At 50.3% G+C, this 16,666-nt stretch carries 11 protein-coding genes; 10 read left to right on the top strand and 1 reads right to left on the bottom strand.

The genetic code is table 11. The features are described 5' to 3' along the window. The first annotated feature begins 42 nt into the window (after window positions 1-42). From MHM95_RS02235 to MHM95_RS02215, 5 genes are all read left to right on the top strand, one after another. Window positions 43-1,536, top strand: a complete 1,494-nt coding sequence (locus MHM95_RS02235) for a tryptophan halogenase family protein (protein WP_239384095.1) — start codon at window positions 43-45, stop codon at window positions 1,534-1,536. Beyond that, window positions 1,536-3,350, top strand: coding sequence for a glycoside hydrolase family 13 protein (locus MHM95_RS02230; protein ID WP_239384094.1), 1,815 nt, complete (start codon window positions 1,536-1,538; stop codon window positions 3,348-3,350). Before MHM95_RS02235 ends, MHM95_RS02230 begins: the two co-directional genes overlap by 1 nt. 82 nt (window positions 3,351-3,432) lie before the next feature. After that, window positions 3,433-5,265: an alpha-amylase family glycosyl hydrolase gene (locus MHM95_RS02225; RefSeq protein WP_239384093.1), complete on the top strand. Its 1,833-nt coding sequence runs from the start codon at window positions 3,433-3,435 to the stop codon at window positions 5,263-5,265. Next, a complete protein-coding gene (locus MHM95_RS02220; RefSeq protein ID WP_239384092.1) occupies window positions 5,265-6,752 on the top strand; it encodes an MFS transporter in 1,488 nt (495 codons plus the stop codon). The genes MHM95_RS02225 and MHM95_RS02220 overlap by 1 nt, the downstream gene beginning before the upstream one ends. Window positions 6,753-6,797: 45 nt before the next feature. Continuing rightward, window positions 6,798-9,152 (top strand): glycoside hydrolase family 15 protein, encoded by a 2,355-nt coding sequence (locus tag MHM95_RS02215; protein ID WP_239384279.1) that lies wholly within the window; start codon window positions 6,798-6,800, stop codon window positions 9,150-9,152. An 86-nt stretch (window positions 9,153-9,238) separates the two neighbouring features. Here the strand turns inward: MHM95_RS02215 and MHM95_RS02210 are convergent, their stop codons facing one another. After that, window positions 9,239-10,264, bottom strand: coding sequence for a LacI family DNA-binding transcriptional regulator (locus MHM95_RS02210; protein ID WP_239384091.1), 1,026 nt, complete (start codon window positions 10,262-10,264; stop codon window positions 9,239-9,241). A 347-nt stretch (window positions 10,265-10,611) separates the two neighbouring features. Between MHM95_RS02210 and glk the strand changes: the two genes are divergently transcribed. From glk to gap, 5 genes are all read left to right on the top strand, one after another. Then, the gene (gene glk, locus MHM95_RS02205; protein WP_239384090.1) at window positions 10,612-11,628 is read left to right on the top strand and encodes a glucokinase; all 1,017 of its coding nucleotides are present in this window, start codon (window positions 10,612-10,614) and stop codon (window positions 11,626-11,628) included. Between the two features lie 12 nt (window positions 11,629-11,640). Beyond that, window positions 11,641-12,681 (top strand): LacI family DNA-binding transcriptional regulator, encoded by a 1,041-nt coding sequence (locus tag MHM95_RS02200; protein WP_138547440.1) that lies wholly within the window; start codon window positions 11,641-11,643, stop codon window positions 12,679-12,681. Between the two features lie 360 nt (window positions 12,682-13,041). After that, a complete protein-coding gene (gene edd / locus MHM95_RS02195; protein WP_239384089.1) occupies window positions 13,042-14,904 on the top strand; it encodes a phosphogluconate dehydratase in 1,863 nt (620 codons plus the stop codon). A gap of 24 nt (window positions 14,905-14,928) precedes the next feature. Continuing rightward, window positions 14,929-15,549, top strand: a complete 621-nt coding sequence (locus MHM95_RS02190) for a bifunctional 4-hydroxy-2-oxoglutarate aldolase/2-dehydro-3-deoxy-phosphogluconate aldolase (RefSeq protein WP_022945107.1) — start codon at window positions 14,929-14,931, stop codon at window positions 15,547-15,549. Between the two features lie 16 nt (window positions 15,550-15,565). Beyond that, entirely contained in the window at window positions 15,566-16,570 is a 1,005-nt protein-coding gene (gene gap, locus MHM95_RS02185) for a type I glyceraldehyde-3-phosphate dehydrogenase (protein ID WP_239384088.1), read from the top strand. The last annotated feature ends 96 nt before the right edge of the window (window positions 16,571-16,666 follow it).

The raw sequence follows: 16,666 nt of genomic DNA, 5'->3' as shown, positions 1-16,666 counted from the left end.
GGGCTTTTTTGAAGTTAACAGCTAATAGCGGGGCACACAGAGATGGCAAATATTAATCGGGTGGTGATCTTAGGAGGCGGCACAGCAGGGTGGTTAAGTGCCGCGTTGCTGGCAAAAATGCTGGGTAAACAGCTGAGTATCACCTTAGTGGAGTCCAGTGATATTGGAACTGTCGGTGTCGGCGAAGCGACCATACCGCCGATTGTCGCTTTTAACAACGCCTTGGGGATTGATGAAAAAACGCTGATAAAGCGCACCGGGGCGACGATCAAATTAGGGATCCAGTTTGAAAACTGGGGCCGCAAGGGCGACAGCTACATGCATGCGTTTGGTCATTTAGGTAAAGCGCTGCCCTTTTGTGATTTTCATCACCTTTTTCACCATGCAAAAGAGCAAGGTCTTGGCCATTCGTTGTGGGATTACTCACTTAATTTCCAAGCAGCAAAAGCAGGGCGCTTTGCACCACTGCGGCATTTACCCAATACCCAGTTAGCCGGTACTGAGCATGCGTATCATTTTGACGCCAGCTTGTATGCGCAACTGTTGCGCGAGCGCGCCGAACACTTTGGCGTTCAGCGTATAGACGCTAAGGTTGATAAGGTTGAGCAACGTGATAACGGCGATGTGCAGGCGTTGGTGTTGCAATCAGGCGAGCGCGTAGAAGGGGACTTATTCATTGATTGCAGTGGTCAACGAGCACTGTTGATAGCGCAAACCTTAGGGGGCGGTTTTGAGGATTGGTCACACTGGTTACCGTGCGACCGCGCCATCGCTGTGCAATCGCATCACGGCGACGATAAAGACCCGTTACCTTATACCCGCTCCATCGCTCATGATAGCGGTTGGCAGTGGCAAATCCCGTTGCAGCATCGCGTTGGTAATGGCTTAGTTTACTGCTCTCGCTACCTCGATGACGACCAAGCCAAGGCGCAGTTACTAGCAAACCTTCCCGGTGAGGCATTGCATGAGCCCCGGGTGATCCCATTTCGCACTGGTGCTAGGCGCCAGCAATGGCACAAAAATGTGGTCGCCATCGGTTTAAGCAGTGGCTTCCTTGAGCCCCTTGAGTCCACCAGTATCCATTTGATTCAAACTGCGGTGATCCGCTTATTGAAACATTTTCCACACCAAGGCATTGCCCCCGCCTCGGTGCGTGCATTTAACCGCTTATTTAGCACCGAAATGGCGCAAATTCGCGACTTTATTATTCTCCATTATGCCCTCAATCAGCGCCAAGATAGTCGTTTTTGGCGTTACTGCGCCGATATGGAACTGCCGCCATCTCTCAGCGAGCGTATCGCCCAGTTCCAACAAAGCGGGCAAGTGTATCGTTATCAAGATGAACTCTTTGCCGAAGTGGCCTGGCAGCAGGTATTGATCGGTCAAAACTGTTGGCCCCAACAGCACCACCTGCTGGCTGAGCAATTATCAAATGAGCAACTTGATGAATTACTGCAAAGTTTGCGCACACTGATTAATCAGGCAGTGCAAAATATGCCGAGCCACCAACAATTTATTCAAAGGAATCTAAGCTAATGCGTGTATTTATGGTGTTATTAGCCTTATTGGCACTACCCTGTCAGGGCCTCGAAGTAGCGCCAAAACATTGGTGGGTAGGAATGCAAAACCCCGATGTGCAATTACTGCTGCATGCACCAAATACTGCCCAGCGGCAGTGGCAGTTACGCCCATACGACGGCGTTAAACTAACGCGTCAGCATCATCTTGACTCCGACAACTATCAGTTTCTCAGCGTGCATATCGGTGCCCAGGCGCGTCCAGGCACACTGCAGTTTGTCGCCGACGATGGCACTCAATTTGACTATCAGCTCAAGGCGCGGGCGCACGATTCAAAGCAACGTCAAGGGTTTAGCAGTGATGATGTGATCTACCTTATTAACCCCGATCGCTTTGCTAACGGCAACGTGCATAACGATAACCACCCCAGTATGGTAGAAAAAGTCGAGCGCCAGGCGCGCGACGGCCGCCGTGGCGGTGATTTACAAGGGATAACCGAGCGTCTCGATTACCTAAAGCGCATGGGCTTTACGCAACTATGGCTCACTCCAGCGCGAGAAAATAATATGGCCACAGGGTCATACCATGGGTATGCGATGACCAACCTGTATGCCATCGACCCGCGCATGGGCGGCAATGAGGCCTATTTTGATATGGTGGCGCAAGCCGCTGAGCGGGGCATCGGGGTGATCATGGATATGGTGCCCAATCACATTGGCGCCAATCACCCATGGGTAGCCGACAAACCGAGTCGAGATTGGATTAACAATGGCGGTGAGTTTTTGGCTAATAATCATCGCCGACAAACGGTGATGGACCCTCACAGCAGCGTATACGATCGCACTCGCTTTAACGATGCGTGGTTTGTACCAGCAATGCCCGACCTGAATCAGCGTGTAGACGAGCTGAGCACTTATTTGATTCAGCACAGTATATGGTGGATTGAGCAGGCCGGGCTTAGCGGTATTCGCGTCGATACCAATTCCTATTCCGATAAAGCCTTTATGGCCCGTTGGAGTCAGGCCATTATGGCCGAGTATCCCAACTTCAGCATTGTTGGTGAAGAGTGGACCACCAATCCAGGAATTATTGCTTATTGGCAGCGCGGCAAACACAACCAAGACGGTTTTAGCACCGGCATCAATTCAATGATGGACTTTCCGTTGCAAGCGGCTCTGGTCAAAGCCCTCAATGAAGAGCCCGGTTGGCACACCGGCTGGGTACGGGTGTATCAAAGTCTCGGTAATGATTTTATGTATGCCAACGCCGATGACCTGCTGGTGTTTGCCGATAACCATGACATGAGCCGCATATACACCCAGCTCGGGCAAAGCGTTAACAAAACCAAGTTGGCAATGACACTGATGCTTACTATTCGTGGCATTCCCCAAGTCTATTATGGTACCGAGGTGTTACTTGATAACACCCCTTCGGATGCCCATGGGGATATTCGTATTGAGTTCCCCGGCGGTTTCAGTGGCCATCAAGCCGATGCCATCACTGGGCAAGGCTTGAGCGCAGAGCAAACACAGATGCAAGGCTATCTGCGCACCTTATTGCAGTTGCGCAAACAACATAGCGCGCTGCGTCAAGGTCGGATGGTGCACTTTGCTCCCAAGGACAATGTCTACCTGTATGCCCGTATTGATAATGAGCAGCGCATTGTGGTGATATTGAACAAAGGCGGTAAACAGCACCTAGAGCTGGCGCCTTATACCGAGATTTTACAAGGCGCAAAGCAGGCCAAAAACCTGCTAAGTGGTGAGATGTTACGGTTAAATCAAACGCTGGCAATCGGCGCTGAACAAGCCATGATTTTAGCACTGCAATAGAGTGAATACGTATGCACGGCATATCAAAGGGGCCGTGGAGAACGTAGTATTTTTGTCATAAAAGAAATAACAAAGTGTACCCATGAAAGACAACAAGTTAACAACCACGCTACTGGCTGGGTCATTGGCTGTAGCCCTGCTAGGCTGTTCTGAAAACACCAGTTCCTCGCACAGCAAAGACGCTGAAAAAGAGCTGCAACAAGATGCCGAGCAAGTACAAAAGCCGGTGGTCTACCAAGTGTTTACGCGCTTATTTGGTAACACCAAGCAAACTAATAAACCATGGGGCACGCTCAGCGAAAATGGCGTAGGCAAATTTGCCGATTTTGATGACAAAGCCCTCGCGGGGATTAAAGAGTTGGGAGTGACCCATATTTGGTATACCGGGGTGTTACACCACGCTACGGTCACCGACTACAGTGACTTCGGACTACCAGGTGATGATCCTGATGTGGTTAAGGGGCGGGCGGGCTCACCCTATGCCATTAAAGATTATTATAACGTTAACCCCGATCTAGCGGCGAAACCAAGCGATCGCTTACAAGAGTTTGAGGCCTTGATTGCCCGTACTCATGAGCAGGGCATGAAAGTGCTCATCGACATTGTGCCTAATCATGTCGCGCGTGATTATCACTCGGTATCTAAGCCCGAGGGAGTAGCGGATTTCGGCGCCAATGACGATACCAGCGTCAGCTATCGCCGCGATAACAACTTTTATTACGTGGTCGGTGAGTCATTTAAAGTACCGCAGTCGCCGCATTATCAAGTGCTCGGGGGGATGAGCCACCCCAAGGCCGATGGCCACTTTGCGGAAACCCCAGCGAAATGGACCGGCAATGGCGCGCGCAAGGCGCAGCCTGATATCAACGATTGGTACGAGACGGTAAAGATCAATTATGGTGTCAAACCCGATGGCAGCTATGACTTCCCGCGTTTGCCTGAGGACTATGCGAACAAAGATTACCGAGCTCACTACCAGTTTTGGCAAGATAAATCCCTACCGGATAGCTGGTATAAATTCCGTGATATCACTCAGTACTGGCTGGCCAAAGGCGTGGATGGCTTTCGCTATGATATGGCAGAAATGGTGCCGGTAGAGTTTTGGAGCTTCCTAAACTCCGCTATTAAAATAACCAACCCCGATGCCTTCTTACTTGCCGAAGTGTATAACCCAAGCCTATATCGCCCTTATATTCACCAAGGGAAAATGGATTACCTGTACGACAAGGTGGGTTTTTATGACACCTTAAAAGCCATTATTCAGGGCCAGCAAGGTGCGGATACTTTGCTTGCTAAGCACCAAGAGGTGGCGGATATTGAGCAGCACATGTTGCACTTTTTAGAAAACCACGACGAGCAGCGTATCGCCAGCAGCGATTTCGCCGGCGACATGAACTGGGGCAAGCCCGCGATGACGGTATCGACCTTAATCGGACGCTCGCCAAGCATGCTCTATTTTGGCCAAACGGTGGGCGAGGATGGCTCCGAAGAGCCCGGGTTTGGCGACCCAACGCGCACCAGTATTTTTGACTACATTGGGGTGCCTGCTCATCAACAGTGGATGAATAATGGCGCCTTTGACGGTGCACTGCTGAGCCCAGAGCAGCGCCAATTACGGCAGTTTTATGTCCAACTTATGGCCCTTAATTCGTTGCCTGCCATTGTCGGCGGTGAGCTGCAGAGCGTTGCCAACTCACAACCAAAGCAGGTGGTTAGCTTTGTGCGCCAACTCGCGCAGCAGCGCATTCTCGTGGTGGCTAACTTCGCGCAGCAGCCACAGTCTGTGCGTATTGATATCGCCAGTGGCGAGGGGGAAACCTTACTAGGCACAGAGCCACAATTCGATGCCCAAGGCATCAGCTTAACATTGCCATATCAGGGTGTCAGTGTGGTGCAATTAGGAAGTAAACAATAATGCAAAATGAAAGACCCAGCTTAAGCTTTTGGCAAATATGGAACATGTGCCTCGGATTCATGGGGATCCAGTTTGGCTTTGCGTTGCAAAACGCCAATGTCAGCCGCATTTTCCAAACGCTCGGAGCAAAAATCGATGACATCCCCATTTTATGGGTGGCGGCGCCGCTTACCGGGCTTATCGTGCAACCGATTATTGGTTATATGAGTGATAAAACCTGGGGGCGCTTAGGACGTCGCCGTCCGTATTTCTTTTACGGTGCGATCGTCACCACGGCGGCCTTAGTGGTAATGCCTAACTCACCAACACTGTGGGTTGCGGCGGGCATGTTATGGATTATGGATGCGTCAATTAACGTCACCATGGAACCCTTTCGTGCATTAGTCGGTGATAACTTGCCGAACAAGCAACGTGCGCTCGGCTACTCACTACAAAGCTTTTTCATTGGCGTGGGGGCGGTGGTCGCCTCCAGTTTACCGTGGATCTTAAGCAATTGGTTTGATGTCAGTAATACCGCTGCCGCCGGGGTGATTCCTCCTTCAGTGCAGTATGCCTTTTACGTCGGCGGTGCGTTTTTGTTGGGATGTGTTATGTGGACAGTGTTTACCACCAAGGAATACAGCCCAGAGCAGCTCGCGGCGTTTAATGACGACGCACAGGCCAATGCCACTATCGATACCACGCAGGTCATTAACTTTGCTCGCACTTTAGTGGTCAGCGGCCTATCCGGGGCGGCGATTATCGCAGCCGTTGGGGTGATGGACTTAGAGAAAGAATTGTACTTGCTCGGGGGCTTACTGCTAGCCTTTGCCATGTTACAAGGCATCGCCGCTTGGCAACAGCGCCAAGGCTACACAGGTAACGGCTTCTTCACGGTGGTACACGATGTTTTCACTATGCCCAAGGCCATGCGTCAACTTGCCTGGGTGCAGTTTTTCAGTTGGTTTTCGCTCTTTGCGATGTGGATTTACACCACGGCTGCGGTGACCAGCCACCACTATGGCAGTGTCGATGTCACTTCTAAAGCTTATAATGACGGTGCTGACTGGGTTGGCGTGCTGTTTGCCGCTTATAACGGCTTTGCTGCGCTGGCCGCACTGGTGATCCCGGTGATGGTGAAGCGCGTCGGTATTCGCATCGCTCATGCCCTTAATTTGCTCTTAGGCGCACTGTCGCTGGCCAGCTTTTTGGTTATTAGTGACCCAGCCTGGCTGATGCTGCCCATGGTGGGAATTGGCTTTGCGTGGGCGTCTATTCTTTCGTTGCCTTATGCCATGCTCTCGAGCGCGCTACCGAGCTCAAAAATGGGCGTGTACATGGGTATTTTCAATTTCTTTATCGTTATTCCGCAGTTGCTTGCAGCCAGTATTCTCGGGCTTGTTTTAAAGCATGGCTTTGCCAATCAACCTATTTACGCGCTCATCATTGGTGGCGTGTCTTTTGTGTTGGCAGCGCTTGCACTTACGCGGGTGAAACTTAATCATTAATCTAAGGGTGATACAGTGAAAGTATTAAACGCAATTGCCAGTGCCATGGTACTGGCAACGGTGGCGGGATGTAACAGTGCTGCCCCCACAGCGAACAGCGACAGCGCGCCGGGGGCTCCTGGCGATAAACCGTTTTGGGCGTATTCGGGGAAAACCGGTATTGGTACCTCTTATGAGGCTTATCAACAAGGCCGTTACGATGATAGCAGTGCCACAGGCACGGTATCAAAAGTGTGGTTTTCCCTGGCAAAAGGGATGATCACCGAAACCATGTTTGGGTTGATTCACCAAGCGCAAATTCGTGATATGCAATTTATTGTCAGTGGTGCGGACTTCGTTGTCGCTGAAAGCGATGGTCTTAGCAATAGCGTGGAATACCTTGATGTCGACCCCCAAGGGCGACCGACATCATTGGCATACCGGGTAACCAGTGAGGATAGCCAAGGGCGTTTTCGCATTATTAAAGATATCTTTACCGACCCGAATGCGCAGTCACTGATGGTGCGCGTACGTTTTCAGGCCAATGAGCCAGGGTTGCGAGCACATGTGCAGGTGAACCCTTATGTGAATAATGATGGCGTTGACGACCGGGCCAAAGTTGCCGACGATGCCCTTATTGCTTATTCCGGTGCCCATTACCTGAGCTTGCAAAGCGCCAAGGGTCTTAATGACGGCTCCGTTGGTTTTGTTGGTCAATCGGATCGCTACTCGCAGCTTAAAGCGCGCGGTGAGTTCACGCGCTATCAAAGCACTGGCGAGCAAGCGGGGAATGTCGCCATGAGTGCCACACTCGGCGAGATAAGCGAAAACAGCCAGTTTGATCTGGTGTTAAGTTATGGCAACAGTGAACAAGACGCGCTTGCTCAGGGTCAAAAAACGCTGAAGCGTGGCTATGACAAGGTGCTTGCGCACTATAATGGGGATGGCGATGCCATTGGCTGGCAGGATTATTTGCAGAGCTTGCAGCTTGAGCGTCTTTATGATGCCAGCACCGATGGCGGCAAATTACTCAATACCAGTGCCTTAGTGCTCAAAGCGCAGGAAGACAAAACCCATGCCGGGGCATTGATTGCCTCTTTATCAAACCCATGGGGTGATACCGTGGCCGCAGAGCAAGGCCATACTGGCTATAAGGCGGTATGGGTACGCGACTTTTATCAAGTTGCTATGGCTTTTCTAGCTATGGGGGATACGCAAACGGCAAAAGCGGCGTTTAACTATTTACCTAAGGTCCAGGTACGAGAAGATACCCCAGGCAACCAAGGCGATACCGGCTGGTTTTTACAAAAGACCCATGTTGACGGTGAATTAGAGTGGGTGGGGGTGCAACTGGATCAAACCGCAATGCCTATCATGCTCGCCTGGAAACTATACAAAGGCGGGGTGCTGTCGAAAAACGAACTCACTCAGTGGTATCGTACCATGCTGCAGCCGGCTGCAGACTTCTTGGTCGAAGGGGGACTGGCAAAAATCCTGTGGAATGACACCCAGATCACCCCGCCTTATACGCAGCAGGAGCGTTGGGAAGAGCAAGCAGGCTACTCGCCTTCTACTACCGCCGCCGTAGTGGCTGGATTGATCAGTGCCGGGGAAATTGCCAAGCTAAGCGGTGATACCGACAGTGCCCAGCGTTATTTGGCAACGGCGAAGCAGTATGAGCAAGACATTGAAGCCTTGATGTTTACCAGTAAAGGCACATTAACGGGTGAAGCCAGCGATGGCCGCTATTTTGTGCGTATCGCCCAGGATGAAAATACCAATGGCGATACCCGGCTGGCCGCAAACAATGGTCGTGCCGGTATGGATAAAAAGCAGATTTTAGATGGCGGCTTTTTAGAACTGGTGCGCTATGGCGTGCGTGGTGCAGACAGCGAGTCGGTGATGGCGTCTCTGCCTGAGTACGACGACCAAAGTCTCGTCGATAATCTGAGAGTCAAATATACCTTTACCGATGAGCAGGGGCGCGCCTATCCCGGTTGGCGTCGCTATGGTAATGACGGTTACGGCGAAGATGAAAAACGGGGCAGCAACTATGCCGAGGGCGGCAACAATACCGATGGTCAGCGCGGTCGGGTATGGCCCTTTTTCACCGGTGAGCGGGGTCACTATGAAATTGCCGCAGCCAATGCCGTACGTGGTGGGCTCACAGCGAAAGACTATCAGCGTATTCAGCACACCTATGTGTTCGGTATGGAAGCCTTTGCTAATAAGGGCATGATGCTGCCAGAGCAGGTGTGGGATGGTGTCGGTGTCAACCCGTTCGGCTATGAGCTTGGCGAGGGCACAAACTCAGCCACGCCACTGGCGTGGACCCACGCCGAATACGTGAAGCTGCTGCGCTCATTGACTGATAAGACAGTATGGGACCATTACCCCATTGTTGAGCAAGCGTTGCAGTAAACGACCTTGAGAAATACAAGCCGCTGGCGTTATCGCAGCGGCTTTTTTATGAGCAAATTATCGGCAACAGGCTGCGCGCAATGGGACTAACGGCTGGATTGGCGCACGATAAGCTGCGGAGGCAAAATGCTATTCGCTAAGTCGACTTCTTGCTCACCGATCAGGCTGAGTAAGTTAGCCACCAACATCTGTCCGGCCAAAGTGGTATTTTGTTGGACGGTAGACAGCGGGGGCGTACAAAAGCGCGCCACAGCTAAGTCATCGAAACCAACGACTGACACATCATGGGGGACCCGAAGTCCCGCCTCTTGCAAAGCACGAATGGCGCCTATGGCGATTAAGTCGCTAGCACCGAATAGAGCGTTAAAGGTAATGTTGTTGGCCAGTAAGGATTTGGTCGCTTGATAACCGGATTCTTCGGTAGAAATAGCGGTGGCCATTTTACGCTCGCTTACATGTTTGCCGTGATCTTGTAAGCGTTGCTCGAAGCCCTTAAAGCGAGCGCTAAATTCTGGGCTGTGGTGTGAGGCGTCTCCAATAAACGCACAATCAGTGCGACCCAATTCAATAAAGTGCTCTGCTACTAAGCGCCCCCCATACTGATTATCACAGCTTACGGTGAGCTCTGGACGGCCATCCACATTAGCGCCCCAGCAAACGAACTTAGTATTGGTATCTAATAAGCGGGCGAATTTGGCTTGGTAGTCAATGTAATCCCCGTAGCCAAGCAAAATAATGCCATCGGCACGATGACTTTCAGCGTAATCGGCGTGCCAGTCATTACTACTGGATTGAAAGGACACTAACAGGTCATAGCCTTCTTTGGCGCAAGCGCGGGTAATAGATCCCAGCATGGATAAAAAGAAAGGGTTAATTTGCGACTCGTCTGAAGTAGGGTCTTCAAATAAGAGTACCGCCAAAGTCGAGCTTTGTTGCGCCCGTAAATTACTGGCGTTTTTATCCACCTTGTAATTTAGCTTGCGCGCGACTTCAACCACTTTACGCCGTGTCTCCTCATTTACCAATGGGCTCCCTCGTAGGGCACGGGAAACCGTGGACTGAGAAACCCCAGCATAATGGGCAATGTCGAAAGAGGTGGCTTTACCTTTCATGTATTTCCTCATAGAGCGCTCGCAATAGTCCACGACAATACAGCCAAGTACCATTAAAGAGAAGCGAAGTGTCTGCAAAAAACGGGCATTTTGCTACATTTTTGCCGCAAACTGAAAATTTTTATTGATTCATAGCTGACACCGGTGTCATAATGTCGGCGTTTTATCATTTTGTTGTCACAAAACGGTTTGGCTGCCCGCTGCCCGGGCAGCACTTTTTTCAGTAGCGCGAAAAAAGTACAGCTAACATAAAGTTAATAAGTTTATACCAGTTAAGTCAATGGTGAAGAAAAGCGCGGCCTACACACCCACACCATGACGCTGGATAAATAACAAGAGAATACATTATGAGTCCAGCGAGTACACAGGCAGAGAGCAAGGTGCCATTCGCACCCATTTTGGTCGCTGATATTGGCGGCACTAATGCGCGTTTTGCGCTGATCACCGACTACCTCCCCAACGACAACGAGTTTGTCATTAGCCATCGCCATACTTTTCCTAGCAGCGATTTCATCACCTTTGAAGATGCGATTAATGAATACCTAGCGCAATTATCAGAAATCACTATAAGCCGTGCATGCCTTGCCGTTGCAGGGCCAGTTAAGGGTGAAGAAGTGATGCTGACTAATCTTGGCTGGCACTTCAACGTCACCCAGTTAAAGGCGCGCTTCGACTTTAGCAATTTACAGGTCATCAATGACTTCGCGGCGTTTGCCTATGCCGCGCCTTATCTTAATGCCAGCGATAACATTGTTGTTAAACAAGGCCAAGCACAGGCACAGGCTAATATTGCTGTGTTTGGTCCCGGCACCGGTTTCGGTGCTGCTTGTTTAGTGCGCTCTCAAGGTAATCAAGCGGTGATGAGCTGTGAAGCAGGGCATATTAGTCTTGCACCAGTGACAGAGCTGGACCGACAACTCCATAACGTGCTGCGCGATGAGTTGCAGCATGTTTCGGTAGAGAATGTCTTTGCTGGCCCAGGCATAGCAAGGCTGTATCAGGCCATGGCTAAGGTTGAGGGGGCGCAGGTCAATGAGCTCGATGCAGCGCAAATTGCTGCGCTTGCACAAAGTGGTGAATGCCATATCGCTACCAAAACACTGAATCACTTCTGTGACTGGATAGGCAGTGTGGCTGGTGATATCGCCTTGAGCTTTGGCGCTCTGGGCGGTGTGTATATTGGCGGTGGCATTTTGCCGCGCATGCACGAGCGCTTGCTTAATAGTCGCTTTAACGAGCGTTTTATCGCCAAAGGCATGATGTCACAGTACAATAGTCAAATTCCGGTGACCTTGGTGTGCCAAGAGAATATTCCTTTTATTGGCGCTGCGGCGTGTATCCACCAAGGGCAGAGTAAGGACTAAGTTGCGCGGATTATGAAAAAGATAACGATTAATAGTGTTGCCAGTTACGCCGGCGTATCCAAAAAAACTGTGTCTCGGGTATTAAATAACGAGCCTAATGTCAGCGATGCGACTCGAGAAAAGGTGCTTAAAGCCTTTAAAGAGCTGGATTATACGCCGAATCCCATTGCCCGGGGTCTAGCGCGCAATCGCAGCTTTATTATTGGTTGTCTTTACGATAATCCGTCAAAAAGTTATATCACGCGTTTGCAAAGCGGTGCACTGGCAGCGTGCCATGAGCACGGCTTTAATTTGTTGATCCATCCTTGTGAGTTGCGCGCAGAGGCGTTACTTGAAAATATAGAACAGCTGCTGCAAACCTCGCGTCTAGATGGTTTGGTATTGACTCCGCCATTTTCAGATCACGCGGAGTTGGTGGCGTTTTTGCGCAAAAAAGGCGTGCCATTTGCCCGTGTCGCCTCGGTGAAACTTGATGACGACTCTATTTCTGTGCGCAGTAATGACGAGCAGGGCGCTTTTGAGATCACCGAGCTATTGATTAATATGGGGCACAAAGATATCGCCTTTATCAAAGGTCACCCCGATCACAGTGCTACCGAGCAGCGCTTTAATGGTTATCGACGAGCGCTCAAGCAACACGGTATTGAATATCAAGAGCGGCTAGTGGAAGAGGGTAACTTCTCCTACCATTCTGGTGCCGACAGTGCACGCACGATTTTACATTTAGACCCTCGGCCTACGGCGGTTTTTGCCTCGAACGATTACATGGCCGCAGCGGCGCTCAAGTTAGCAACGCAAATGAACTTGAAAGTACCGGATGATATTTCCATTGCAGGTTTCGATAACGCGCCGATAGCCCGTCATATTTGGCCCGGTTTGACGACCATCGCGCAACCGGTTGAGGAAATGACGCGTCTTGCGGTTGACCACCTGATAGAGCAAATCAATCATGCCACCGATGAGCAGCAAGAGGGCGAGCAGCGTCAACCTCTGCAGCTGACCCTCGAAGCTGAATTGATTACTCGTGAGTCTACGGCGGCACCGAAAGCCTAAACAGCAACCAAATCCCAATTGCAACTGGCCCATATTCAGCTCGCTGATATGGGCCTTTTTGTGATCTAACCAACTATACTTTGAGTCACATTACACCCTGACTAGCGCTGTTATTTTTTCGTTTTTATTTGGTAAATAACTCGCAACATAGAAATTTTAAACTAAATTTATAGACAGGGTTGACACCGGTGTCAAAGGTGTGAGTTAATAACCCTGACACCGGTGTCAGCTTGGTTGTGAGAGACGAGTTGGCAGCGTACCTTTGAACGGGTAAATCAAAGCTGCTCAGTACTTCATTGCCTTGGAGTCGGTATTGAAGTACTGAGCCTTTTATCCACCAACGGCAAGAAGAGCAGAATTATGTTGCATCCGCGTATTAAAGAAGTCACCGAACGAGTTATAGAGCGCAGCAAGGCGACACGCCAAGCGTATCTAGCTCGTATGAACGAAGCCAAATCTCAAGAGCGCGTTCGAGCCGGTATCGGGTGTGGCAATTTGGCCCACGTGATGGCCGCCTGTAGCAGCGACGATAAAGCCCGCTTAAGTGGCGACGAAAAACCAAACCTCGCTGTCATTAACGCCTACAATGACATGCTTTCTGCGCATGTACCTTATAAAGAATACCCTGACTTTATTAAACAAGTAGCGAAAAAATTTGATGCCACTGCTCAAGTCGCTGGTGGCGTACCTGCGATGTGTGATGGTGTCACCCAAGGCCGTGATGGCATGGACCTTTCGTTATTCTCCCGTGATGTTATCGCTATGTCCACGGCAGTGGCATTGTCTCATGATGTATTTGATGGCGTGTTTTGCCTCGGGGTGTGTGACAAAATCGTTCCAGGCCTAGTGATTGGTGCCTTATCATTCGGTCATTTACCGGTTTACTTTTTACCTGCAGGGCCGATGCCTTCAGGTATTCCAAACAAAGAGAAAGCCCGTATTCGTCAAAAATTCGCACAAGGATTAGTGAGCCGTGAAGAGCTCCTTAAGGCCGAGAGTGAGTCTTATCATAGTGCCGGTACATGTACCTTCTATGGAACCGCAAACTCCAACCAAATGCTAATGGAAATCATGGGCTTACATTTACCTGGAAGCTCCTTCATTAATCCTTATACAGAGTTACGCGATGGTCTCACTGCCAATGCGGTAGAAACCATGCTTAAGCAACTCGTAGAGAGTAAAGACGCAGTGCCCATGGCCGAGGTGATGAGCGAGAAAACCATCATCAATGGTCTAGTTGGTCTACTGGCTACGGGTGGCTCAACCAACCACGCCATTCACCTTGTGGCTATTGCCAAGGCTGCAGGGGTGGAATTGACGTGGAAAGACATGTCGGACCTATCTGAAATCGTGCCACTGTTGACGCGTATTTACCCCAACGGCCATGCCGATGTAAACCATTTCCAAGCCGCAGGCGGCATGGGCTTTTTAATGAAGCAACTACGAGACAAAGGCCTGTTGCATAACGATGTCAAAACCATTCTCGGAGAAGGGCTCGACCCTTACACCACTGAGCCTCGCTTAGATAAAGATAGTAACCTGATCGTTTCTGACGCCAGCGGCCCAAGCAAAGTGAAGTGGGTACCATGCCCTGACAATTCACATGATGAGGACGTGTTACGTCCAGCGGACAATCCTTTCCATCGTAGCGGTGGTTTGCAGCTATTAAGCGGTAATTTAGGTAAAGCAGTCATTAAAGTGTCTGCGGTCCAAGAGCAGCACCAAGTAGTGAGTGCGCCAGCCAAGGTGTTCTCAGATCAGGCCGAGCTTCAAGCCGCCTTTGGTCGTGGCGAATTGAACCAAGACTTTATCGCAGTTATCAAAGAGCAAGGTCCAAAAGCCAAAGGTATGCCGGAGCTACATAAGCTGACACCTGTTATGGCCAGCCTGCAAGACCAAGGTTATAAAGTGGCGATTGTCACTGACGGGCGCATGTCCGGTGCCTCAGGCAAAGTGCCTGCGGCGATTCACTTGGCGCCCGAGGCAGTTGAAGGTGGCCTAATCGCAAAAATTCGCGAAGGCGATTTAATTACCTTAGATGCGCCAAGCGGCGAGCTAAAAGTACACGTCAGCGATGAAGAGCTTGCCCAGCGTGAAGTGGAGCTGGTGCACACAGGGCCAACCTTTGGCACTGGTCGTGAGCTTTTCGCTGGTTTTAGAAATATTGTCAGCAGCGCAGATTTAGGCGCGAGCGCCTTTGCGCCAGCTTACGAACAACAATAATTGCGCTGGGAATGAGGACAAACTATGTCAATTGAACAGATTTTAACATCGGCACCGGTCGTGCCAGTGGTCGTTATTGACCGCTTAGAAGATGCCGAGCCGCTAGCGAAAGCTTTATATAACGGCGGTCTTAAAGCACTGGAGATCACCTTGCGTACACCCGTTGCTGCAGAAGCAGTGAAGGTGATGAAACAAGCCGTTCCTGATGCGTATGTGGGCACCGGTACGGTGATTGATAAAGCCACATTTGATGCCTCTATTGCAGCCGGAGCTGACTTTATGGTTAGCCCCGGTGTTAATGACCAACTGCTAGAGCTTGCTAGCCAGTGCGATACCCCTTTCTTGCCCGGAGCGGCCACGCCAAGCGAAGTAATGAGGCTCGCTGAGCGTGGCTTCTCTTTTTTGAAGTTTTTCCCTGCCCAGGCAGCAGGAGGTCCAGCGATGCTTAAGTCTATTGGTGGGCCATTACCTGGAGTGAAGTTTTGCCCTACAGGTGGCATTAGTTTAGATACCGCACCCCAGTATTTGGCCCTTAACAACGTAGTCTGTGTGGGCGGAACTTGGATGCTAGATAAAACACTTATTGAAAAACAGGACTGGCACGCAATTGAGCAGCTCGCACGTCAAGCCAGCCAACTGAAATAGTCGAGGGGAGAGTAAGATGATTAAAGTTGCTATTAACGGATATGGCCGTATTGGTCGCAACACTTTGCGTGCACTGTACGAGTCTGGTTTAAATACTGATATTCAAATTGTTGCCATTAATGACTTGGCGCCGGCGAACGTCAATGCACACCTAACACAGTTCGATTCCGTGCACGGCCAGTTTTCGCAAAAAGTAACCTTGCAAGATGATGTGATGGTGATTGGCAGTGATGAAATTAAGCTGGTACAAGAGCGTGACCCAGCGAACTTGCCGTGGGCAGAGCTGGGCGTCGATATTGTCCTCGAATGCACAGGCTTATTTACCAAACGTGAAGGCGCCGCTAAGCACATTGAGGCGGGTGCCAAGAAGGTGATTGTCTCAGCACCAGGTACTGATATGGACGCCACCGTCGTTCATGGTGTTAACGATGATGTTCTCGATGCCAGCAGCACGATTATTTCTAATGCCTCTTGCACCACCAACTGTTTAGCACCCGTGGCCAAAGCACTCAATGACAGCATCGGTATAGAGCAAGGCAGCATGACGACGATTCATGCTTACACCAATGACCAAAATTTATCTGATGTATATCACCCCGACCTTTACCGTGCCCGTAGCGCCACGCAGTCGATGATCCCTACCAAAACTGGCGCTGCTAAGGCCGTTGGTTTGGTACTTCCAGAGCTGGCAGGCAAACTTGATGGCATGGCGGTACGAGTACCGACCATCAACGTGTCTTTGGTCGATTTGACCTTTGTTGCCAAACGCGACACGAGTGCAAGCGAAGTCAATGAAATCGTCAAAGCCGCAGCCGAAGGTGCGATGAGCCAAGTGCTTGATTATAACGAGCTACCGCTGGTTTCTATCGATTTTAATCATAACCCTGCATCATCAGTGTTTGATTCAACGCAAACCAAGGTCGATGGTAAATTGGTTAAAGTAATGGCTTGGTACGACAACGAATGGGGTTTCTCAAATCGGATGTTAGATCAAGTGAAAAACTTAGCACAGTTTTTATAGTTCCATTGTTGTTAAGTGAAGCCGCCTAGAGCGGCTTTTTTTATGCTTGGCATTTTGACTTGTAGTTGAAGCCAACTATGCTCTTAACTACGCCAA

The organism is Pseudoalteromonas sp. CnMc7-15, assembly GCF_022347925.1.
Classification (GTDB): Bacteria; Pseudomonadota; Gammaproteobacteria; order Enterobacterales; family Alteromonadaceae; genus Pseudoalteromonas; species Pseudoalteromonas ruthenica.
This window is presented reverse-complemented; position numbering and strand designations above follow the sequence as displayed.